At 32.2% G+C, this 21,944-nt stretch carries 27 protein-coding genes and 1 tRNA gene; 19 read left to right on the plus strand and 9 right to left on the minus strand.

The window, feature by feature from the left end; all coding sequences use genetic code 11:
* The first annotated feature begins 1 nt into the window (after nt 1).
* The 9 genes from QO190_RS00170 to QO190_RS00210 all read left to right on the plus strand — a co-directional run bounded on the left by QO190_RS00170 (nt 2) and on the right by QO190_RS00210 (nt 4,529).
* Nucleotides 2-583 (plus strand): methyltransferase, encoded by a 582-nt coding sequence (locus tag QO190_RS00170; RefSeq protein ID WP_371460664.1) that lies wholly within the window; start codon nt 2-4, stop codon nt 581-583.
* A gap of 21 nt (nt 584-604) precedes the next feature.
* Entirely contained in the window at nt 605-808 is a 204-nt protein-coding gene (locus QO190_RS00175; protein WP_371460665.1) for a DUF2892 domain-containing protein, read from the plus strand.
* A 59-nt stretch (nt 809-867) separates the two neighbouring features.
* Nucleotides 868-1,071 (plus strand): DUF6132 family protein, encoded by a 204-nt coding sequence (locus QO190_RS00180; protein ID WP_213190338.1) that lies wholly within the window; start codon nt 868-870, stop codon nt 1,069-1,071.
* Between the two features lie 3 nt (nt 1,072-1,074).
* Nucleotides 1,075-1,386, plus strand: coding sequence for a rhodanese-like domain-containing protein (locus QO190_RS00185; RefSeq protein ID WP_371460667.1), 312 nt, complete (start codon nt 1,075-1,077; stop codon nt 1,384-1,386).
* A gap of 1 nt (nt 1,387) precedes the next feature.
* Complete coding sequence (locus QO190_RS00190; protein ID WP_069800439.1) at nt 1,388-1,585, plus strand: hypothetical protein; 198 nt, start codon at nt 1,388-1,390, stop codon at nt 1,583-1,585.
* A 54-nt stretch (nt 1,586-1,639) separates the two neighbouring features.
* Nucleotides 1,640-1,939, plus strand: coding sequence for a co-chaperone YbbN (locus tag QO190_RS00195; RefSeq protein WP_069800441.1), 300 nt, complete (start codon nt 1,640-1,642; stop codon nt 1,937-1,939).
* An 8-nt stretch (nt 1,940-1,947) separates the two neighbouring features.
* Nucleotides 1,948-2,829 (plus strand): helix-turn-helix transcriptional regulator, encoded by an 882-nt coding sequence (locus tag QO190_RS00200; protein ID WP_371460668.1) that lies wholly within the window; start codon nt 1,948-1,950, stop codon nt 2,827-2,829.
* A 281-nt stretch (nt 2,830-3,110) separates the two neighbouring features.
* Entirely contained in the window at nt 3,111-4,016 is a 906-nt protein-coding gene (locus QO190_RS00205; protein ID WP_371460669.1) for a DUF4476 domain-containing protein, read from the plus strand.
* A gap of 99 nt (nt 4,017-4,115) precedes the next feature.
* Nucleotides 4,116-4,529: a DUF4440 domain-containing protein gene (locus QO190_RS00210; RefSeq protein WP_371460671.1), complete on the plus strand. Its 414-nt coding sequence runs from the start codon at nt 4,116-4,118 to the stop codon at nt 4,527-4,529.
* A gap of 44 nt (nt 4,530-4,573) precedes the next feature.
* Here the strand turns inward: QO190_RS00210 and QO190_RS00215 are convergent, their stop codons facing one another.
* On the minus strand, nt 4,574-5,329 hold the full coding sequence (locus tag QO190_RS00215) for a nitrilase-related carbon-nitrogen hydrolase (protein WP_371460672.1): 756 nt from the start codon (nt 5,327-5,329) through the stop codon (nt 4,574-4,576).
* A gap of 122 nt (nt 5,330-5,451) precedes the next feature.
* Between QO190_RS00215 and QO190_RS00220 the strand changes: the two genes are divergently transcribed.
* The 4 genes from QO190_RS00220 to menD all read left to right on the plus strand — a co-directional run bounded on the left by QO190_RS00220 (nt 5,452) and on the right by menD (nt 9,425).
* On the plus strand, nt 5,452-5,883 hold the full coding sequence (locus QO190_RS00220; protein ID WP_371460674.1) for a DUF6646 family protein: 432 nt from the start codon (nt 5,452-5,454) through the stop codon (nt 5,881-5,883).
* Between the two features lie 118 nt (nt 5,884-6,001).
* Nucleotides 6,002-7,345, plus strand: coding sequence for an RIP metalloprotease RseP (gene rseP / locus QO190_RS00225; RefSeq protein ID WP_371460675.1), 1,344 nt, complete (start codon nt 6,002-6,004; stop codon nt 7,343-7,345).
* Nucleotides 7,346-7,422: 77 nt separating this feature from the next.
* A tRNA-Asn gene (locus QO190_RS00230) sits at nt 7,423-7,499 on the plus strand.
* Between the two features lie 258 nt (nt 7,500-7,757).
* On the plus strand, nt 7,758-9,425 hold the full coding sequence (gene menD, locus QO190_RS00235; RefSeq protein ID WP_371460676.1) for a 2-succinyl-5-enolpyruvyl-6-hydroxy-3-cyclohexene-1-carboxylic-acid synthase: 1,668 nt from the start codon (nt 7,758-7,760) through the stop codon (nt 9,423-9,425).
* A gap of 416 nt (nt 9,426-9,841) precedes the next feature.
* Here menD and QO190_RS00240 read toward each other — a convergent pair whose 3' ends face one another.
* From QO190_RS00240 to QO190_RS00250, 3 genes are read right to left on the minus strand one after another with little or no spacing between them, the layout of a single operon-like run.
* A complete protein-coding gene (locus QO190_RS00240; RefSeq protein ID WP_371481220.1) occupies nt 9,842-10,108 on the minus strand; it encodes a hypothetical protein in 267 nt (88 codons plus the stop codon).
* 3 nt (nt 10,109-10,111) lie between these two features.
* Nucleotides 10,112-10,738: an aminotransferase class IV gene (locus QO190_RS00245; RefSeq protein WP_371460678.1), complete on the minus strand. Its 627-nt coding sequence runs from the start codon at nt 10,736-10,738 to the stop codon at nt 10,112-10,114.
* Complete coding sequence (locus QO190_RS00250; RefSeq protein WP_371460680.1) at nt 10,722-11,699, minus strand: aminodeoxychorismate synthase component I; 978 nt, start codon at nt 11,697-11,699, stop codon at nt 10,722-10,724. The genes QO190_RS00245 and QO190_RS00250 overlap by 17 nt, the downstream gene beginning before the upstream one ends.
* 116 nt (nt 11,700-11,815) lie before the next feature.
* On the opposite strand from QO190_RS00250, the gene QO190_RS00255 reads away from it, so the two are divergent.
* The 4 genes from QO190_RS00255 to QO190_RS00270 all read left to right on the plus strand — a co-directional run bounded on the left by QO190_RS00255 (nt 11,816) and on the right by QO190_RS00270 (nt 14,828).
* Nucleotides 11,816-12,550 carry a hypothetical protein gene (locus QO190_RS00255; RefSeq protein ID WP_371460681.1) on the plus strand — a complete coding sequence of 245 codons (735 nt, stop codon included), beginning with the start codon at nt 11,816-11,818 and terminating at the stop codon, nt 12,548-12,550.
* Between the two features lie 58 nt (nt 12,551-12,608).
* The gene (locus tag QO190_RS00260) at nt 12,609-13,394 is read left to right on the plus strand and encodes a hypothetical protein (RefSeq protein WP_371460682.1); all 786 of its coding nucleotides are present in this window, start codon (nt 12,609-12,611) and stop codon (nt 13,392-13,394) included.
* Between the two features lie 77 nt (nt 13,395-13,471).
* The gene (locus tag QO190_RS00265; RefSeq protein WP_371460684.1) at nt 13,472-14,563 is read left to right on the plus strand and encodes an AI-2E family transporter; all 1,092 of its coding nucleotides are present in this window, start codon (nt 13,472-13,474) and stop codon (nt 14,561-14,563) included.
* Nucleotides 14,564-14,576: 13 nt separating this feature from the next.
* A complete protein-coding gene (locus QO190_RS00270; RefSeq protein WP_069800511.1) occupies nt 14,577-14,828 on the plus strand; it encodes a DUF3820 family protein in 252 nt (83 codons plus the stop codon).
* 122 nt (nt 14,829-14,950) lie between these two features.
* Here QO190_RS00270 and uvrB read toward each other — a convergent pair whose 3' ends face one another.
* The 3 genes from uvrB to QO190_RS00285 all read right to left on the minus strand — a co-directional run bounded on the left by uvrB (nt 14,951) and on the right by QO190_RS00285 (nt 18,765).
* Nucleotides 14,951-16,942, minus strand: coding sequence for an excinuclease ABC subunit UvrB (uvrB, locus tag QO190_RS00275; protein WP_371460686.1), 1,992 nt, complete (start codon nt 16,940-16,942; stop codon nt 14,951-14,953).
* 72 nt (nt 16,943-17,014) lie between these two features.
* Entirely contained in the window at nt 17,015-18,391 is a 1,377-nt protein-coding gene (locus tag QO190_RS00280; RefSeq protein WP_371460687.1) for a M56 family metallopeptidase, read from the minus strand.
* A complete protein-coding gene (locus tag QO190_RS00285) occupies nt 18,391-18,765 on the minus strand; it encodes a BlaI/MecI/CopY family transcriptional regulator (protein ID WP_371460688.1) in 375 nt (124 codons plus the stop codon). Before QO190_RS00285 ends, QO190_RS00280 begins: the two co-directional genes overlap by 1 nt.
* A gap of 176 nt (nt 18,766-18,941) precedes the next feature.
* On the opposite strand from QO190_RS00285, the gene QO190_RS00290 reads away from it, so the two are divergent.
* Nucleotides 18,942-19,448 carry a DUF6646 family protein gene (locus tag QO190_RS00290; RefSeq protein ID WP_371460689.1) on the plus strand — a complete coding sequence of 169 codons (507 nt, stop codon included), beginning with the start codon at nt 18,942-18,944 and terminating at the stop codon, nt 19,446-19,448.
* A gap of 45 nt (nt 19,449-19,493) precedes the next feature.
* On the opposite strand, the gene QO190_RS00295 is transcribed toward QO190_RS00290, so the two are convergent.
* Both QO190_RS00295 and QO190_RS00300 read right to left on the minus strand, forming a co-directional pair.
* Nucleotides 19,494-20,870 carry a tryptophanase gene (locus QO190_RS00295; RefSeq protein ID WP_371460691.1) on the minus strand — a complete coding sequence of 459 codons (1,377 nt, stop codon included), beginning with the start codon at nt 20,868-20,870 and terminating at the stop codon, nt 19,494-19,496.
* 92 nt (nt 20,871-20,962) lie between these two features.
* Nucleotides 20,963-21,592: a DUF502 domain-containing protein gene (locus tag QO190_RS00300; protein ID WP_104793209.1), complete on the minus strand. Its 630-nt coding sequence runs from the start codon at nt 21,590-21,592 to the stop codon at nt 20,963-20,965.
* A gap of 135 nt (nt 21,593-21,727) precedes the next feature.
* Between QO190_RS00300 and QO190_RS00305 the strand changes: the two genes are divergently transcribed.
* On the plus strand, nt 21,728-21,934 hold the full coding sequence (locus tag QO190_RS00305) for a hypothetical protein (protein WP_133159935.1): 207 nt from the start codon (nt 21,728-21,730) through the stop codon (nt 21,932-21,934).
* Nucleotides 21,935-21,944 lie beyond the last annotated feature (10 nt).

The following is a 21,944-nucleotide window of genomic DNA, read 5'->3' on the forward strand; positions in this document are numbered from 1 at the left end:
ATTGAACCAATTCGATCAAAATTTCTGGAATTCTCGCTGGGAAAATGGCGAAACAGGTTGGGACATTGGCGAAGCCTCTTCACCTATTGCAGAATATTTTTTACAAGTAGAAAATAAAGAGGTAAAAATATTAATTCCCGGTTGTGGAAATGCTCACGAAGCAGAATTGCTATTAGAAGAAGGTTTTACAAAGATCACGCTTCTAGACATTGCTCAGAAAGCTTGCGAAGTGATTTCTCAGAAATTTTCTCACCACGAAGTAGAAGTCATCTGCGAAGATTTTTTCGAACACCAAGGAAAATATGACATCATTGTAGAACAAACATTTTTCTGCGCACTTGATCCAGTTTTAAGAGCAAAATATGTAGAAAAAATGCACGATTTACTTACCGAAAATGGCAAAATCATTGGAGTAATGTTCAATAAAGATTTCGGGAATCCATTCCCTCCATTTGGTGGAAATATTGAGGAATATAAATCTCTTTTCAGCGAAAAATTTGAGATTAAAACATTAGAAAACTGCTACAACAGTATAAAACCAAGACAAAACACCGAAGTTTTTATTAACTTCACTAAAAAATAAACTCACCATAAAACAAAAAATATGAAAAAAAACATGGGAGCAACAGACAAGTACATCAGACTTTTCGTTGCATTAATTTTAGCCGTTTTGGTTTATCTTAAAGTGATTGAAGGAACTTGGGGAATCGCAACAACTGCAGTTGCATTCGTTTTTCTATTAACAGGAGCCATCGGCTTTTGTCCGCTTTATACTTTATTTGGCATTAACACTTGCAAAAGAGAGTAAAAATTAAAATTTTGCCAAAGTTGAGTTTTTAAAAACTTTGGCAAAATTCATCAAAAATTATGGAAAATTTTATTAAAAAATACAAATTAGGACTCATCGGAATCGTATTAGGCGGAATTTTAGGTTACGCTTATTACCATTTTATTGGGTGCAATACAGGAACTTGCGCCATTACTTCTAAACCTATCAACAGTTCGGTTTATGGTATGGTGATGGGTTATCTTATTCTTTCAACTTTCGAAAAAACAAAAGAAAATAAATAAAACATGTTAGGATTTTTAAAAAACTTATTCGGCAGTAAAAGTGTAGATTACGCAGAATTGGTAAAAAATGGAGCTCAAATTATAGACGTAAGAACGCCTGCAGAATTTAATGGTGGTCATGTAAAAGGTGCTAAAAACGTTCCGCTACAATCTCTAAGTCAAAATTTAGGAAAAATCAATAAAAACAAACCTGTAATCACGTGTTGTGCAAGTGGCGCAAGAAGTGCTGCTGCAAAAAGCATTTTACAAAACAATGGATTTACAGAAGTTTATAACGGCGGCGGTTGGATGAGCCTCAAAAACAAATTATCATAAAATGAGAAATTTCTTTAGCGATTGGAATTTGAGAAGAATAGTCTATTTGATTGGCGGAATATGGATTGTAGCGCAATCTGTAATGGATAAAATGTGGATTCTCATTCCATTTGGGTTGTATTTTGTTGCCATGTCTGTGTTTAAATTTGGTTGCGCTTCAGGAAATTGTACTGTCACAAATCATAAAAACCTACCATAGTTTCTCTGTCTTTTTTTAGTAAATTTGTTTTAACTTTTTATAAAACAAAGAGATATGTCACAAAAATTTCAAGAAATCATCAGTTCTGAAAAACCAGTGTTAATAGACTTTTTTGCAGTGTGGTGTCAACCGTGCAGAGTACAATCTTCTGTATTAGTCACTGTAAAAGAACAAGTAGGAGATAATGCCAGAATTATAAAAATAGATGTAGACCAATATCCTGATATTGCTGCTCAATATAACGTGAGAGGCGTTCCTACGCTTGCTCTTTTCAAAAAAGGTGAAATGCTTTGGAGAGAAAGTGGCGTACATGATGTAAATACTTTAGTGAATCTCATCAATCAACACAAATAATCTCATTCATGAGTAATTTTCCTGTTTATAGCGCTTGTGATTTAATTTCTACTGAAAATTCAGAAAGTGAAATCGTAGTTCATGAATTGCAAGATTTATTGACAGAAAAAAGTTTTATTCCAGAAAAACCTCATCGTCACACTTTTCACCAGATTCTGTACGTAGAAGAAGGCGCTGGAATTCATAAAATAGATTTCGAAGATTATTCTATAGATTCGCCCATCATCTATTTCATTTCTGCAGGACAAGTACATGATTTAATTTTCAAAAAACAAGTGACCAAAGGTTATTTGATTAATTTCAATGCAGAATTTTTTACTTCATTTCTCGCAAAATCTCATTGTATAGATAAATTGCCATTTTTCAGAATTAATGGAAACTTCACTTCTTATCAAATCAAAAAAGACAAAGCTGAAGAACTCAAAGAAATTTTTGACAAAATTAATTTCGAATATAAACAACAAAAAAGAAAATCCGAAGATTTAATCAGAATTTATCTTCTCGAATTGTTTTACTTCATTTTAAACGACGAAGAAAACACAGACGAAAACATAAATATTACCAATCAAAGAATTTTAATCAATAAATTCCAAAAGCTGGTAGAAGAAAACTATACCGCTGAACATTATCCCAAATTTTATGCAGACAAGCTCGCGATTACTGCAAATTACCTCAATTTCGTATGTAGAACTTTTGCAGGCAAAAAGGCTGGAGAAATCATTAGAAACAGGATTATTTTAGAAGCTAAAAGATTGCTCATCAACTCAGAATTAAGCATTTCTCAAATTTCTTTTCAATTAGGCTTTGAAGACAATTCTTATTTTACCAAGTTTTTCAAAACACACGCTAGAATTTCGCCTTCCGAATTCAGACAACATCTCAATAAATAAAAATTACCATTTTCCGAAGATTTTTTACAAGAATTCATTGCAATTCTTAGCATACCTTTGTACTGTAAAAATTACACTAAGAACAAACGCAAAACTTTTCATATTTTTTATAAAAACGCAACTAAAATCATAAAATTTTGTTGCGTTTTTCCTTTATAAAGCCTTTCCAGAAAGCGTTTTCTGACTTTGGCACGGAAATAGAATATCTCATAACAGCAACCCTAAGTTTTTCGAGGCAAGACTTTAGAAGCAGCCAAAAAACTTATTTAAATAAATATTATATGAGAAAATTTTATTTTTTATTAGCCGCATTCATCGCACTAGGATTTAGTGCACAAGAAGCAGGAAAAGCTGGAGAATTATTAAAAAACGAAGCGAGCAAAACCGAAACTTCTGCAAAAAATGAAGTTTTTGGCAGAAATAATTCTCAAGATAAATCTTCAGTTTTTAGAAACGATAATGGTTTTAGAAATTCTACAGAAAAATCAAGACCTAATTATAATTGGAACCAAAACTACGCATATGGTTACGCCGAAGTTTTCTTAAGAATTCCAGAGCAAGGTTACTTTAGCATAGAAATTGGCGACCAAAAAATTTCTAACGCGTCAGGAAAATTTAGATTTTTTGACTTGATGCCAGGAAACAACGTCATTTCTATCTATGAAAGAAATTTCCTAGTGTACAGAACTAGAATCAACATTAAAAACAACACCAGACTGGTTTTAGATTATTTCACACATCAAGGTTTATATCTTCTAGGAACATACAACCTAAGAAACAACTACGGAAATGTTTGGAATGACACTTGGAACAGTCCTTACGGAAATGGAAACGGAAACTCTTGGGATCCTTATGATGATTATCAAAACGATTATGGATACGGAGATGCTTACGGAAATGTAATGAGCGAAAGAGAATTCTCTTCTTTCTTACAAATGCTGAAAAAACAGAGTTTTGATGACAGAAGATTAGATTTCTTAAAAAGCCAACTGAATAGAACTGATTTCAACACAAGACAAATCAAAGCGATGATGAAAGAGTTTAGTTTTGACAAAAACAGATTAGAATTTGCAAAGATGGCGTATAGAAATTGTGTAGACAAAAGAAACTATTTCGAATTATACGACGCATTTGACTTCGAAAGCTACGCCAGAGAACTGAACAAATTTGTTCAAAATCAAAGATAACCCAATCATTCATTCATATATACAAAAAGTCGGTTTTCAGAAATTCTGAAGCCGACTTTCTATTTTGTGGAAATTTCTTATTTTTAACAAAAATATATCATGAAAAAAATCGTCATCCTTATTTATATTTTAATTTTTGGAGTTTCTTTCGCTCAAGAAAAAGACATTTTGAAAGTTCTGCATACACAACAAACCGCTTGGAATAATGGCAATATTGAAAATTTCATGAAAGGATATTGGAAAAATGATTCACTGCTTTTTATCGGTTCTAAAGGTCCAACTTACGGTTGGCAAAAAACACTAGACAATTACAAAAAAACTTATCCCAACAAAGAAATGATGGGCATTCTAGAATTTTCTGACATTCAAGTGAAAATGCTGGGCAAAAAACACGCTTATGTTTTCGGTAAGTGGAAACTCATCCGTGCAAATGACACTCCTCATGGAATTTACACTTTGGTTTTTCAGAAATTTAATGACGGCTGGAAAATTATTTCAGACCATACAAACTAGTTGTAGAATGGTAGAGGTATAGAGAAAAATTTATCTGTAATATTCTAAAACTCTCCTATTTTAAAGTCATCTGCATCATTCAAAAAAGGAAACTCTTTTCTGAAAGCTTCTAATTTTTGCAAATCTAATTCTGCAAAGATTAAATCTCCATTTTTAATAGAAACACCTGTTCCATCTGCAAAAAAACAATGGCTGCTTTCTTGATATTTCAAGTGATTTCCGTCTTCGCCTGTTCTATTTAAGGCAAAAACATAGGCTTGATTTTCGATTGCTCTTGCCCTATTTAATGTTTCCCACGCCAAAACTCTGGTTTCTGGCCAATTTGCGACATTTAGAATTACATCATAATCTTTTCTGTTTCTTGCAAAAACAGGAAATCTTGCATCAAAACAAACTTGTAATAAAAACCTGAATCCTAAATATTCCACCACCACTCTTTCCGTTCCTGCAGTGTATACTTTATCTTCTCCTGTGTAAGAAAAAAGATGTCTTTTATCGTATTGATGGTAAGTTCCGTCTGGTTTTACAAAATAAAATCGGTTATAGAATTTGCCATTATCCTTCACAGAAACGCTTCCGCCAACTGCTGCATTTTTAGATTTCGCAAAATTCTTCATCCAAGTCAATGCAAGTTCTTCTTCATCTGCAACTTCCTGAGCTTTCATGTAAAAACCAGTGGTAAACATCTCTGGAAGCAAAAACAAATCTGCTTCTAAATCTTTAAATTTTTCTTCTATCAAAAGAAAATTTTCTTGTTTTTCTTTCCAAATAATATTTTGACTTAAACCGATGATTTTCATAATGCTTAGGTTTCAGAATTTTTAAAATTTTTTACAAAATTATAACAAATGTATTTTTTTTAAACAAGATTAGTATACATTTGTGATTATAAATTAAAATAAAACTTAAAATAAATATTCTTATGAAAAAATTAGGATTAGCATTTGCGATGCTGTTCGCAGGACAATTAGCATTTGCACAAGCATGGCAAGGTAAAGGCGACCAAAAATTACAAGTAGGTTTTAACGGTTACGGAAACGGAACTGGGATTACAGGAACTTATGACTATGGAGTTTCCGATGTTATTTCTCTAGGAGCAGGAGCTAATTTTTACTTTGAAGGCTACGAAGACGACCACAAAGCTTTCGTTTTTGGTAGAGTAAATTTCCACCTTCAAGACGCTCTTAATATGCCGAGTAAATGGGATTTATATCCTGGTTTAGATGTAGGTTTATTAGGAAATACATTTGGATTAGGTGCACACTTAGGTGTAAGATATTTCTTCAACAATAATGTAGGTGCATTTATAGAAGCTGGTAACAATGGTAGCATAGGTTTATCATTTAACTTCTAATAAAAAATTCAACAATATTTAATGGAAAAGACGCTTTTTGGCGTCTTTTTTTATTTGGTACAGTTTTAGTGAGAGAGAATTATTACATTTGCATAACTTTAAAAAAAATTAAAATTTAATGGAATTAGCAACGCAGATATTTCAGTTCATATTAAGTATTTCAATTCTCGTTATTTTACACGAATTAGGGCATTTTTTACCTGCAAAATGGTTTAAATGCAGAGTAGATAAATTCTACTTATTCTTTGACCCATGGTTTTCTTTGGCAAAGAAAAAAATTGGTGAAACCGAATACGGAATCGGTTGGTTACCATTTGGTGGTTATGTAAAAATTGCAGGAATGGTAGACGAAAGCATGGATACAGAACAACTGAAACAACCTGCTCAACCTTGGGAATTCAGAAGCAAACCAGCTTGGCAAAGACTTATCATTATGTTAGGTGGTATTTTCGTGAATCTTATTTTGGCTTGGGCGATTTATACTGGATTGAATTTATCTGTTGGCGAAAAATACCATGATTTAGCAAAATTCGAGAATGGAATTGCAGTTTCTGAAGAAGGCGCAAAAATGGGATTGATGAACGGCGACAAAATCTTAAAAATAGATGGGAAACCTGCCGTAAGAATGGAAAATTCTATGATTAATATGCTTCTTGCCAATGAAATCACGGTACTCAGAAATGGCAAAGAAGTTTCTTTTGCACCAAAAGAAGACGGAATTGCCCATATTTTAGGTTCAAAAACAGCAAAATCTTATTTTCTAAATAGATTTGAACCAATTGTAGATTCTTTAGCAGAAGGCCCTGCAAAGAAAGCTGGGTTTCAAAAAGGAGATAAAATTATAGCACTTAACGGTAAAACGATTAGATTTTTTGATGAATTTACGGACGGCTTAGCTGGAAAGAAAAATCAACCTGTGATGGTAGATATTTTCAGAAATAATGAATTAAAAAGATTTACTCTAACAACTAATAATGAGGGCGTTATTGGCGTTTATATTGACAAAAAAGTAAGGATTGATGCTATTGAAAAAACAGCTGTTAATCAAGAATACAGCTTTTTACCAGCAGTTGGTAGAGGTTTTGAGAGAACTGTAGAATCTCTTACGATGCAGATTAAGCAATTTAAATTAATGTTCAACAAAAAAATTAAAGGTTACAAAAATGTAGGAGGACCAATTGCAATTGTGAAAATGATGCCTAAAGAAATCGATTGGGTTGCTTTTTGGAGTTTTACGGCTATGTTTTCTGCTTGGTTAGCATTCCTTAACTTGTTACCAATTCCAGGATTAGATGGTGGTCACGCGTTATTTACGACTTGGGAACTCATCACAGGGAAGCCGGTTCCACAAAAAGTTTTAGAAAATGCACAAATGATTGGAGTAATCTTTTTAATGGGATTAATGCTATTAATCTTTGGATCAGATATTTACAAATTTATCATTTCACCATTTTTAAAATAATGTAAATTTTTTCAAAAAATATCTTGCGCAAATAGAAAAAACGTATTATATTTGCACCACTCAAAACAACAAGAGTAGCCTTTTTAGCTCAGTCGGTTAGAGCATCTGACTGTTAATCAGAGGGTCGCTGGTTCGAGCCCAGCAAAAGGCGCCAAAACCATCACAGCAATGTGGTGGTTTTTTGTTTTAAATTCATTCTCAATATTTTATAAAAGTTATTCCACTAGAATTCCTCAAGTAAGTGATCTTTTTGGTTAAGAAAGGTATACTTTTCGGCAAACTCGAAAAAGCTTTTTTAAAATCATATTCCTTTCTAGAATTTGAGAAAATTAAAATCAGATATATCAAATATCATCTCCCGAACTTATTCTGAAATTTAAAAAACTCCAAAAAATCTCATACCTTTGTAAGTATGAAACAATTCTCATCAAAACGCAGTATTCAGATTTTAGGACACGTTCTTCAGCAATATGGAATAGACAAAATGGTGATTTCGCCAGGAAGCAGAAATGCTCCACTTGCTATTCATTTTTCAGAGCTAGATTCTTTTGAATGTTTCAGCATCATAGATGAAAGAAGTGCTGCTTTTGTAGCGATGGGAATGGCAAAATCTCTTAAACAACCAGTAGCAATTTCTTGTACTTCTGGTTCTGCTGCTACTAATTATTATCCAGCTGTAGTAGAAGCGTTTTATCAGAACGTTCCACTTTTGGTACTTACCGCAGATAGACCTACAGATTTCGTAGATTTATTTGATGGACAAACCATTCGTCAAAAAGACTTGTTTCAACAGCATTCTTACGGAGATTTTCAGCTTTTGGAAGACGACAAAGAAAATGCAGAGGAAGAAAACTTAAAAATCGTAAAAACAGCGATAGAATTGTGTTTCGAGAAACAAGGCCCTGTTCATATCAATATTCCGCTTACAGAACCTTTATATCAGTACGCTACAGAATTGCCAGTTTTCCCAAGCATTGAGAAAACGATTCAGAAAAGAGATTTCGAGATTTCTTCTACCCTAGTTTCTGAATTTAATGTAGCTAAAAGAATTTTGATTTTAGCGGGAACACTTGACAAAAATCCTGAACTCCAAAGTTTATTGTCGCAATTTGTGAAAAATCATTCTGTAGTAGTGCTTACAGAAGCGAATTCTAATCTCTATCACGACAAGTTTTTCAATCATATTGACCGATATGTCTTCAACTTCAGCGAAGAAGATTTCAAAACCTACGCTCCAGATTTACTCATTACGATTGGTCAAAACGTAGTTTCTAAAAAAGTGAAAGAATTTTTGAGAAAAGCAAAACCTCAAAATCATTGGCATATTGATGAATTTTGGCAACCCAACACTTATTTTGCTTTGACTCAAGAAATCAAAACAAAACCAGAGATTTTCTTCAGCCAGTTGTTGAAATTTGCCAAGTTAGAACCGTCAGCTTATTTCAATCTTTGGGATGTTCTTCGTGATAAAAAAGATGCAAAACACGATGAATATTGCAAAACAATAGATTTTTCAGATTTTAAAATTTTCCAGATTTTAGAACAAAAAATTCCGAGTAATTACAATATTCATATTTCTAATTCTTCGGCGATTCGCTATGCAGAATTGTTCCCATATTCACAAAACCACAACATTTATTGCAACCGTGGAACCAGCGGAATAGACGGGTCTACTTCTACTGCAATGGGTTTTGCGATGATGAACGAAAATCCTACAATTTTGATTTCTGGAGAACTTGGATTTTTCTATGATATTAATGGACTTTGGAACAATTACATTCCGCCGTACACTAGAATTATTGTGATGAATAACGGTGAAGGAAATATTTTTAGAATAATTCCCGGACCTACCACTTCTAATGCAATAGACGAATTTATCGCTACCAAACATCAGAAAAACTGCGAAAATCTAGCCAAACATTTTGGTTTTGGGTATTTTAAAGTGGAGGACGAAGATACGTTGTTAAGAGTTTTAGACAATTTCTTTAAGCCAGAAGCTAAACCAAAAATCTTAGAAATCGACACTGCCGATATTCAAAACGCAGAAGTTTTGAAAGAATATTTTAAGTTTTTGAAGTAAGGATTTTTCTCGCTGATTTTGCTGATTGAGCAGATTCTTGTGTAAGATTTAAAATTTTACGCTCAGTTTGTCATTCTCTAATCTTTGATATTCAAAAAAAACAAAGATTTTATAACAACAAAAAACGCTTAAAAACATTGCGTTCCTACGGAACGCTTTTTTTAGATTACCTCTAATTCTACACACATGAAACTCCCATGGAATAAAATTTACTATAAATGGTTCCGTAGGAACCAAATATGTGTAGTAATGTTTCATCATAAAAAAGGCGTTCCGTAGGAACGCTATCTAAAAAATGGTTTATTAAGTTTAGTCTCAAATTTTATAATTTACATTTTCTAATCTTTAATTTCCCTAGAAAACTCATTTATTTTTTTGATATTGTGTAGAATTTAATACTCTATTTTTAAAGTCTATTATTTAAAAACAATATAAAATCCATAAAAAACAAATCCAACTCCAAGAATAATACTAACAATAGCCCTATAAAAAATACTTTTATTTAAGCCATAATTAAAATATTTGGAACTATCATCTTTTAATTCTGACTTCAATTGTTTAAATCTTTCTTTTGCATATTTAACATTTCCTAAAGAATAAATTACAATTATTGCTCCAAAAATTAAACAAAATATTCCCCAAATAAGAGGATTTTCTTTCATAAATAAATCAAACGCATTCATAATCTAAACATCCAAATAATCAGAACTTTCTGGTAAATTTACAATTCTTTCGATGGGATAAATAAACATATCATCAAAATCATTCATGGCATTAATCAACTGAAAATGAGAAAATTCCTTAATGTTTTGAAGCGTAATTTCGGTTTCTTTTATCTTCTTTTCGTGAAGCAAATGTTGTCGCATCACACCATTTAACAGATAAGTAGTCGGCGTAAACCATTCTTTGCCTTTCAAAAAAAGAATATTGGTATAAGAAGTATCCGTAATGTGATTGTTTTTTACCACAATGATTTCTTCTGTTTTGGCTTTGGTTTTCATGCGTTCAAACTCCTTTCTATCTTCGAACTTGAAAGAATAATCGTAAGAATTATTTTCCACCAACTGAAAATTTTCTATTTCGGGAATCGCATAAGGAATGAGTTGCGTAGTGAATTTTTTATCTAAATCATACACGATGCGCAGCTTGTACAAACCATCTTCATCATGTTCTAAATTTTTAAAAATTTTAGCCAAATCTATAGAACCTTCTTTGCCAAAATGTGCAAAAGTTTGGTTCACTCGTTTTTGATGTAAGTCTAGCAAAAAGTCTTTTTGGTCTTCTATTTTAATGCTTTCAATGAATCGGGACATAAATTTTGTTTTTCATTTCTTGGTATTCATCTGCTAATTTACTCAAATGTGTAATTCCACCGCCACTTCGGAATGTTAAATTTTCACCGTTTTGTTGAATAAACCGAATCATCACACAAGAATCTAAATTCTCCCCATCAAAATAACCACAAACTCCTGTATAAAAGCCTCTTTCATAAGTTTCGGCTTCTAAGATAATTTCTAAGGTTTTGGGTTTTGGAGCGCCCAAAATACTTCCTGCAGGAAGCAAAGTTTTCATCAAACTTCCTATTTTATTTTGAAATTCCGGCTTTACTTTTCCCGAAATTTCAGAGCTCATCGCATAAAGATTTTTATTTCGGGTTTTTAAGAAATCTATCCTTTGAAATTCATCTAATTTTACCCAATCTGCAACCATACTCAAGTCGTTTCTAAGCAAATCTACTACCGTGTAATGCTCTGCTTTTTCTTTCACTGAGTTTTTTAGTTCATCTATGGCATTTGGAACAGATGCTTCGATAGTTCCTTTCATAGGATGCGTAAAAATCTCTTGATTTTTAATTTCCACAAAAGTTTCTGGTGAAAAAAAAGTAAAATTCTCTGGGAGTAAAACTTTATATTTTGCTACAGATCTGTAGAAAATTTCTTCTAAAGAAAGATTAGTTTCTATGGGCGTTTCGCAAGTGTAATTGATTAAATAAGAATCTCCCAATTTCAAATGATTTTGCACAATTTCGAAACCTTTTTGGTAGTCTTGTTCGGATTGAGGGAAAGATTTCAAAGTTACTTCTTTCGTTTCAAAAGTAAATGGTTGAACATTTTTAAAATTTGGAAAATCAACCAATATTTTTTGCGCTTCTAAATCTTCTTGACTGAAAATGAGCACATTTTCCATTAAAAAATCAATCACAAAAAAGAAAGGAACTTTCTGCAGAGAAAGCTCGTCCATTTCTGAAAATTTCTGTTCGTTGATTTTTAACATCTCGCAAATTTACAAATTAGAACTTGAGATTTCAGAATTTTTAAAATTTAAACGGTTTCTCGTTTTACGATTTTACGACTGCTCTACTTTACATCAAAAAACATTACTTTTGCAGCATGAATCAAGAAAATTTACCAAAGGCAAAAATCACTTTAGACGAGGTGATTAATCAGTCTTTTAAATATTGGAAAGCTACGCTTAAATTTCAATTGATCTTCAGTGTTTTATATTTATCTATTGCTTATATTTTGAGTTCTTTTCTTCTAAAATACTTTGGAATTAATGAAGAATTAAATAATATAATAGCTCTGGGGTTTAAAGATTTTGAAATGTTCATTAAGAAATTTGAAATTTTAATTTCTAGTAATAATTACAAAATTTATGAAATATCATTGATTGCTTCAATGTCATTAATCTACCCATTAAACATTGGTTTTTTTAGGGTTTATACATTGTTTGATGAAAAAAAGTATATATCAACAAATGAAATTTTTGATGGTTTTAAAGGTTCAACTTTTTTTAAGCTATTGGGATATTTTCTTTTTTGGGGAACTTTTAATTATTTTCTAAAAAAATATTTTTTCCCAGCTTCATTTTTATGGGTGTTTCTTACTGTTTTTGTAGGTCCGTTATTGTATTTTACGCCAATGAGAATGCTAGAAGCCATCAATATCAGCGCAAAAGTAGCTTGGGCAAATTGGAAAATTGTTTTACCGTGTGCTATCATCGCATTTTTATTCAGTTATAGCGGATTTATTTTATTTTTCGTAGGATTTTTATTCACTTATCCTTTTTGGAATGCTATTATTTATACTTTATTCAAAAGATTCTTCAGCATTAAATTTGTATAAAATGTAACGAAACTTTGAGAAAAATAACTAATTTTGGTAGAACTCAATTGAAAAAATTATGGAAAATTTTACCGAAGTAAACCAACCTATTACACCCAAAAAGGAAATAGGAAGTATTCTTTCTCATGCATTCGAAAATTTTACGGGAACTTTTTTATATGCATTAGTCTTTGTAGTCATTTACCTTTTAGCGTATTTCATCTTTAATGGTCTGTTGTCTTTCTTGATTCCAGGCGGTGGAGATTATCAAAATGAAGTCATGAGAGTCATGAATGATTTTGTAGAAGATAAAAAGTATGACCTTAATGCTATTACAGAATTACAAAACAGTTTAGAAGCGGCCAGAACTACTGCCGTAATGATTTCTGAAGTGATTTCTAAAAGTATTACTTCGGCGTTATTGGCTCCATTAGTGGTAGGAATTATTTACATTTCTTATCAATTCAATGCTAAGAAAGAGGTAGAATTTGGTGATTTATTCATTGGTTTCAGACAAAATACCGCACAAATCATTATTTACGGATTCATTACTACAGCGCTTATTCAAGCTGGCTTAGAAATCAATATGCTGATTGGCATGTATCTTTCTTTTGCATTTTTCATAGGATTACCGATTGTATTTTTTGAAAATACCTCAGCAATAGAAGGCATTAGAAAATCATTTTCTTTGGTTCATGCTAATTTTATCACGGTATTAGTATTGTGGCTTTTAGCAGGAATCATAGCTTCTGCAGGAGTTTTATTTTGCTTAGTTGGAGTTCTATTTACCTATCCGTTTTTCTTTACTGCAAGATATTCTATCTATTCGGCGATTTGCGGAGCACCTTACGAAGTAAAATCTTAAAATTTTATAAACAATTTAAAGAAAGCAACAGATTTTACTGTTGCTTTTTTTATTAAATTCGCATTAAAACAAAACAAATGCACCCAGACCAAATCAGCAATAACAAAATCCGTCAAGTTTTCATGTTGGCGGTTATTATCATTCTTTCAGCGATAATATTATACAATCTTAGTGATTTTTTGCCTTCCTTGTTGGGAGCCATCACGTTATATATTATTTCTAGAAATTGGAATTTTAAACTCGTCGAAGAAAAAGGCTGGAAATCTTGGGTTGCTGCATTGGTCATTATCTTAATTTGTCTAGTTATTATTGTGATTCCCACGTATTTCACCATTGAAGTTTTAGTGAATAAAATAAGTGATGCAAAAGCTTATACAGAAAGTATTACTCAATTTTTTGAAAAAATAGAAACTTATATTCGTGCCAAAACAGGGTTTGAAATATTAAGCGGCGGAAATCTAGAAAAAATCACAGGATTTGCTACGCAAGCTTCCACTGCTATTCTGAATACTACGGTTAATATGATTAGTATAATTGTGGGCATGTTTTTCATATTGTACTTTATGCTTACTAAAGGAAGATTATTCGAAAGAATTCTTACTTCAATTTCTCCTCTAAAGAAAGCGAATGACCAAAAAATTGGCGAAAAATTCAGAAAAATGGTGATTGCCAATGCAGTAGGAATTCCCGTAGTTGCTCTTGGACAAGCGATTATTGCGGTAATTGGTTATTTTATTTTCGGTGCGCCAAGTCCTTTATTATTGTTTATCCTTACTTTTATTGGCAGTATGATTCCAATTGTGGGAGCTGCTATTATTTATGTTCCGGTTGGTTTATTTATGCTTGCAAGTGGCGACACTTTTGGTGGATTAGGTGTTCTAGGCTTCGGATTTATTATTGTAGGATTGGTAGACAATATTTTTAGGTTTACTTTTTTAAAAAAATTAGAAAACATCCATCCTCTTAATACTGTATTTGGAATTATTTTAGGGCTAAAGATTTTTGGATTTTTAGGTTTAATTTTCGGGCCAATTTTAGTTTCTATAACTATTCTGTTGATGCAAATTTATGGAGACGAATTTTCTGAAGAAACAGAAGATTCTCCGAACGACATTGTTCTTCCCGAAAGTGAAAAGCCACTTCAATCAAAAATTGACATTGATATTTAAAAAAATGCAAGGAATTAACCCCGAAATACTAAAAGAAATCTGCGAGGTAAAAATGCCTTTCGGAAAACATGCTGGAATTGTTTTAGCAGATTTGCCCATTTCTTACTTAGAATGGTTTCACCGACAAGGAATGCCAAAAGGAAAACTCGGCATGCAACTTTCTACCATTTATGAAATAAAAATCAATGGTTTAATGGATTTACTGACTCCAATTCGCGGCGAAGTGAATTATGAAAAACCGAAGAAAAGGGTTTATAAGTTTTAATTTTCTGCAAATTCGTAAAGTTGTGGATTTGTAAAACTTTGAATTATTGCTTATTAAAATTCTTAATATTTTAAAAACAACTTTACGATTTTACAACTATTCAATTTCACGAGTTACATTTTTTACCCTTTCAACGCTACAATCTCATCTCTTAATTTCGCGGCGGTGATGAAATCTAGATTTTTCGCAGCGGCTTCCATTGCTTTTTGTTTTTCGGCGATGAGTTTTTCTACATCTACGCTTCCGTAAGTTTCGCGTTCTTCTGCAACTTGACGAATAATTTCTTTCTGCGTGTATTGAGAATCTGGGAAATCTTTGCTTCTTCCCACTAAATTTTCAGAAATTTTCTTATTGAGCGGAGTCGGTACTTTATTGTGTTCTAAATTGTACTGCGTTTGTTTTTCGCGACGATAATTGGTTTCATCAATCGCTTTTTGCATAGAATTGGTGATTTTATCTGCGTACATAATTGCTTTTCCGTTTACGTTTCTCGCAGCTCTACCAATGGTTTGAACCAAAGAACGACGAGAACGCAACATTCCTTCTTTATCTGCATCTAGAATTGCTACCAGCGAAACTTCTGGTAAATCTAAACCTTCCCTCAAAAGATTTACACCCACCAAAACATCAAATAATCCCGTTCTCAAATCCTGCATAATTTGAATACGCTCCAAAGTTTCTACATCTGAGTGAATATATCGAGTCCTAATACCAAATCTGGTAAAATATTTGGTCAATTCTTCTGCCATTTTCTTGGTTAAAGTCGTCACCAAAACACGTTCGTCTTCTTCTACTCTTTTTTGAATTTCCTCAATTAAATCATCAATTTGATTCATGGTAGGTCTTACTTCGATAATTGGGTCAAGAAGTCCAGTTGGTCTGATAATTTGTTCGGTGTAAATTCCGCCAGATTTTTCCAATTCATAATCAGCAGGAGTCGCCGAAACGTAAATCACTTGATTCTGCATTTCCTCAAATTCTGGAAATTTCAGCGGTCTGTTATCCATTGCAGCAGGAAGTCTGAATCCGTATTCCACCAAAGCCTCTTTTCTACTTCTATCACCACCATACATTGCATGAACTTGCGGAATGGTTACGTGAGATTCATCAATGACCATCAAATAATCTTTCGGAAAATAATCGAGTAAACAGAAAGGTCTAGAACCAGGCATTCTTCCGTCCATATAACGAGAATAATTCTCAATTCCAGAGCAATACCCGAGTTCTTTTATCATTTCCAAATCTAATTCAGTACGTTCTTGTAAACGCTTGGCTTCAATTGGTTTTTCAATAGAATTAAAAAAGTCGACTTGTTTTACCAAATCGTCTTGAATTTCTCTAATCGCTCCGTTTAAAGTTTCTTTGGAAGTAACAAATAAATTGGCAGGATAAATATTAATTCGGTCAAAACTAGAAGTTACGTTTCCTGAAATGACATCAAAACTTTGAATTTTTTCAATTTCATCTCCGAAAAATTGCACTCTAATTCCGTTATCAGCATAAGCTGGATAGACATCTATCACATCTCCTTTTACTCGAAATGTACCTCTCGCAAATTCGTTTACACTTCGGGAATACAGCGCATTTACCAACTTATGAAGAAACGCCGTTCTAGAAATTTTAGAATTAACTTCTAGCTCAATTAAAGATTTATTAAACTCTGTAGGATTTCCGATACCGTAAATACAAGAAACTGAAGCCACAATTAAAACGTCTCTTCTTCCGGAAAGTAAACTTGCCGTAGCCGAAAGTCTTAGTTTTTCTACTTCTTCATTGATAGACAAATCTTTCTCAATATAAGTTCCAGACGAAGCAATGTAAGCTTCTGGCTGATAATAATCGTAATAAGAAACGAAATATTCTACCGCATTATCTGGGAAAAACTCCTTGAATTCCATAAAAAGTTGAGCCGCCAAAGTTTTATTATGCGCTAAAACTAAAGTTGGCTTTTGAACTTTTTCTACCACATTTGCAATGGTAAAAGTCTTACCAGAACCGGTAACACCAAGCAAAGTCTGATATTTCTCTCCGTTTTGTAAACCTTCGGAGAGTTTTTCTATAGCTGTAGGTTGATCACCAGTTGGCGCAAATTCTGAATGGAGTTTGAAATTCATATTTTAGAATAAAGAACAAAGATAAAAGAATAAAGACAAAAAAAAGAGCAGAAATTTCTGCTCTTTAATGATTTAATTAAAATTCATGGTTATTGGCATTTTAAATTGAGATGCGACTGGCTTTCCATTTAGCGTACCTGGCTTCCACTCGACTCCTTTTAAGGTTTTTTCTAGAGCATCTTTGGCTGCTGTTTTGAAATTTCCATCATCAAATTGATAATTAGCATTATAACTTTTACCATCTTCAGAAACAATTATTATAAGGACACCTTTTAATGTTCCTTTAGAATTTTTCATTTTACTCACATCAAAATTTTCAGCTAATTTATTTCTTAATGCTGCAAGTCCTCCAGGAAATTCTGGTTCTGTTTGAGAAGAAATTTCTTTTACAGGAGGTGGAGGTGGAATCATTTCTGTATTTTCTTCCTTAACTTTTTCTACCTTTTGTTTTTTAGGTTTAATGGTATCTTTTTTAATTGAGATCATTTCATTTTTAAATGCGCTTTTTTCAATATTTGAAACTTGAGTTTCTGAAAATTGCGCCTCTCCTTTTTTAACAATTTTTTGAAGAGAATTGTTTACTGTATTTTCAATTTTTGCAGGCACTTTTTCTACAAAAGCAAAAAATAATAATGCAGATATTGGTAAAGTCAAGTAAGACTTCATTTTGGCTATTTTAGTTAATTTATTGGTCATCATAACAATTCTTTTTTTAGTGTTGTGTAAATTAAATGGATGTGTAAATAATATTTTCTCCGAAATAAGTTGGTCTAGTACGAGCTTTTGGTAACTAATTATATCATTATTTTGACTTAAAACCACTTCATCTGCCAGAAATTCATGATTAGTAACAATTGCTTTTCTATAAAAATAGAATGCAGGATTGAACCAGAAAACGCAAAGCATAATTTCTATAAAAATCACATCAATGCTGTGTTTTTGATTCACATGAGCTTTCTCGTGAAGAATAATTTTATAATCTATTTTCCCTTCTAAAAAATCACTTTTATTAAGAAAAATAGAGTTCCAAAAACTGTAAGGTGTAAATTTATTTTGTTTTAAAATGAATTGATAATGGTCTTGTTTTATTTTTTCTGAAAATTTAATTTCTTTTATAAGTTTAAAAATTCCCCAAGAAAATTTTAGAAACAGAATTGAAAATCCCAAAATGTAAATTGCCCAAAAAACATTTTCTTTAGTAAAAATGGATGATTCTACCAATTTGGTTTCTGGTAAAATCATTATTTCTGTATTATTTTGATTAATCCTTTCGACCACTTCAATACTTCCGTAATGGATTGATAGTAAAGGTACTAACACAGAAAATAAAGCACTACTTAAAAGATAAAACCTTTTAAAACGATGGTTCTTTTCTTTTTCTAAAAAAACAAAATACAGTAAAATGAAAATTGCAGAAAGTGCAATCATTTTATAAATATAAGTTTCCATTAGTCTTTCTTTTTCTGAATTTCTGCTTCTATAATTTTCTTTATTTCAATCAGTTCTTTTTCGCTTAATTTAGAATTAGCTGTAAAGAACGACGCAAATTGCGTTACAGAATTATTGAAAAATTTACCAATTAAGCCTTGCATTTCTTTGGCAAAATAATTTCCTTTTTCTACCAAAGGAAAATACTCTCTAGAGTTGCCAAAAGTTTTATAATCTATCAGATTTTTATTTTGCATCCTTTTGAGCAAAGTTGCAATGGTAGTTGTCGCAGGTTTTGGTTCTGGGAAAGCTTCTATAATATCTTTCATAAAAGCTTTTTCTTTGTCCCAAAGTATTTCCATTAATTCTTTTTCGGCTTCGGTTAACTTATTCATTTCTACAAAAATAAAATTTACTCTACAAATGTAGAATAATTTTTTAAATGCACAATATTTTTTTTAAAATAAATTTATGATAAAATTAAGAACGAACAGCGGCTATTAGGTGCACAAAATTTTAAAAATTTAATTTTTATCTTTGCCAAAGTTTTAAATTCAATAAAATTAAAATTATGAAAAAAATTTTTGCAAGCGCAATGATCTTCACAGTAGGTTTAGTTATGGCTCAAACCGATGCATATAAAGGAGCAGGTGATGTAAAAGTAAACATAGGTGCTAATTTACAAGATGGAGGAACAGGTATTGTTTCTTCTGTAGATTATGGTTTAGGTGAGAGTTTCTCAATTGGTGCACAAGCTGGATATCTTCTTGGCGTAAAAGAAATTGGTGGAGAAATTCCAAAATTCGGAGATAGATTTGATTTAAAAGTAAGATTAAATGCTAACCTTGGAAGCGTTTTGAAACTTCCTTCAAATGTAGATGTATATCCTGGATTAAACCTTGGACTTAAAAATTTCGGTGGACATCTTGGAGCTAGATATTTCTTCGATAAAGGTTTTGGACTTTATACAGAAATGCAATTCCCAATCGCGAAATACAAAAAATCTGAAATTGCTTTTGATAATTTAAACAATCAATTTGCAGTAAATATTGGAGTGTCTTTTGATATCGACAACTAAAAAACTTTATAAAAAATAAAATGCCGAGAAAATTCTCGGCATTTTTTATACTTGCTCTAACTTTACTGTAAAATGTCTTAAAATCTCTGATTCCCAAGTGATTTTGCAACCTCTTGTAATATCATCTCTTCGGTCAAAAACATTTTTAAGCGCTGCTGCAATATACCGAATATGATTATCCGTATAGGTTCTTCTTGGCAATGCCAATCTTACCAATTCCAGCTTCGGATAGCGATTTTCTCTGGTTTCTGGATCTCTATCTGCCAAAATAGTTCCTATTTCTACCCCTCTAATTCCAGCTTCTTTATAGATTTCTAAAGCCAATGTTTGCGCAGGAAATTCTTCTCTTTTGATATTGGGTAAAAATTTAAGCGCGTCTAAGAAAACAGCGTGACCGCCAATTGGTTTCTGAACAGGAATTCCGTATTCTATCAAGAGATTTCCCAAAAGTTCTACTTGAGAAATTCTGCTTTCCAAATATGGAAATTCAGTGGCTTCGTCTAAACCTTGCGCAAGTGCAGACATATCTCTTCCTGCCATTCCTCCGTAAGTGATAAAACCTTCATAAATAATAGTAAAATTAGACGCTTTTCTGAAAATTTCTTCGTCATTTAAAGCGATAAAACCACCAATATTCACCAAACCATCTTTTTTAGAACTCATGGTCATCCCAATTCCGTAAGAAAACATTTCTTTACAGATTTCTTTGATGCTCCAATTTTTGTAATTTTCTTCTCTTTGTTTGATGAAATAAGCATTTTCGGCAAATCTCGCAGCGTCAAAAATCACCGGAATTCCGTATTGATCCGAGAGATTTTTAACCGCTTTTATATTTTCCAAAGAAACGGGTTGTCCGCCAGAAGTATTACAAGTAATGGTAATTAAACAAAACGGAATTTGTTCTTTCGGATAAGACTGGTAAACTTTTTCTAATTTCTGAATATCTAAATTCCCTTTGAAAGGATGAAGATTTTCTATATCAAAAGCCTCATCAATCGTACAATCTACAGCATGAGCTTTTCTGAATTCTATATGACCTTTTGTCGTGTCAAAATGAGAATTCCCAGGAATGATGTCATTTTCTTTAATCATCGTAGAAAAAAGCACATTTTCTGCGGCTCTACCTTGATGAACGGGTAAAAGAAACTGAAATCCCGTTAATTTTTCGACTTGTTTTTGGAGTTTTTCGAAAGAGCGAGAACCTGCATAAGATTCATCTCCCGTCATGAGTTCTCCCCATTGTTTATCACTCATTGCTCCCGTTCCTGAATCAGTAAGCAAATCGATAAAAACCTGAGAGGATTTTAAATTAAATAAATTATAATGTGCTTCTTGAAGCCAAATTTCTCTTTGTTCGCGTGTAGATTGCGAAATTTCTTCCACCATTTTTATGCGGAAGGGTTCTGCGTAAGGAAGTTTCATTTTAGATTAAGATTAAGGTTGAGGTTGAGTGAATTACACTACCATTTTTTGACAAAATTTTAAATTTCTAAACCTTTGTCTTTACCTAAATCTCATTCCGGTGCCTTGAAGACGTTTTTATCACTGTGGAAACCTGCTACTCCACCAGAAACTGCAAATTTCATAGCTTCGGCAGCGTTCATTCCCACTACAGGTTTTATATTTTTTTCTTCGGTGACAATCACCCAGCCAGAAATAGCGTAAGAATGAGGCAAATACACCGCCACGAAATTGTGTTTTTCAACTTCGCCCATTTCTTTTTGAGTCAAAAATCCTATTCTCCAGATTTCTGGATTTTCATTGGTTTTTACCCAAACTGGCGTATTAAATTTTTTCTTATCTCCTACAAATGAAGACATTACATCTTTAGTAGGTGTGTAAATATGTTTTACTCCTGGTGTTTTTTCTAAAAAATGGTCTAAACTCTCGAAAACGACTTTCCCAAAAACAAATTTGTTAAAGAAATAACCTACTCCAGAAATAAATAGAATCAAAGACAAAAAACCAACTCCAGTTCTATTGAGGAAAGGGAAGAATTTTTCAAACGGAATAATGTTATCAATGGTATCAAAAACCAAAAAAATGAGATACAAAGTCGCCGCAATAGGACCAATGATAATCAGTCCTTTCAAGAAAGATTTCACGAAAAGATTTAAGTAGTCTTCGGGTTTTGGCTTTTTAATTCTCACTTTCTTAAAAATATCGCAGTAAAGATAATAATTTCATAAACTTTCTGATAAAAAATGTAAACTAAATTTTAATGTTTCATTCTACTTTTACCACACCAAAATATTAACAACTATTAAATCACAAGACCTATGAAAAATTTACAGAAAATGAGTGCAAGTTTATTTGCATTATTGGTTAGCTTTTTAGCATTTGCACAAGAAAAAGCAGTAGAAGTAACCACTTCTACTACTACCACCACAGAAGAATGGTACACTAATCCGCTTTATTGGGTTATAGGAGCAGTAGCTCTTATTGCAATTATCGCAATTGTATCAAGAAGTGGCAACAAAGATTAACCCCCTTTAA

The sequence above is a fragment of the Cloacibacterium sp. Arc13 genome, from assembly GCF_041431305.1.
GTDB lineage: Bacteria > Bacteroidota > Bacteroidia > Flavobacteriales > Weeksellaceae > Cloacibacterium > Cloacibacterium caeni_B.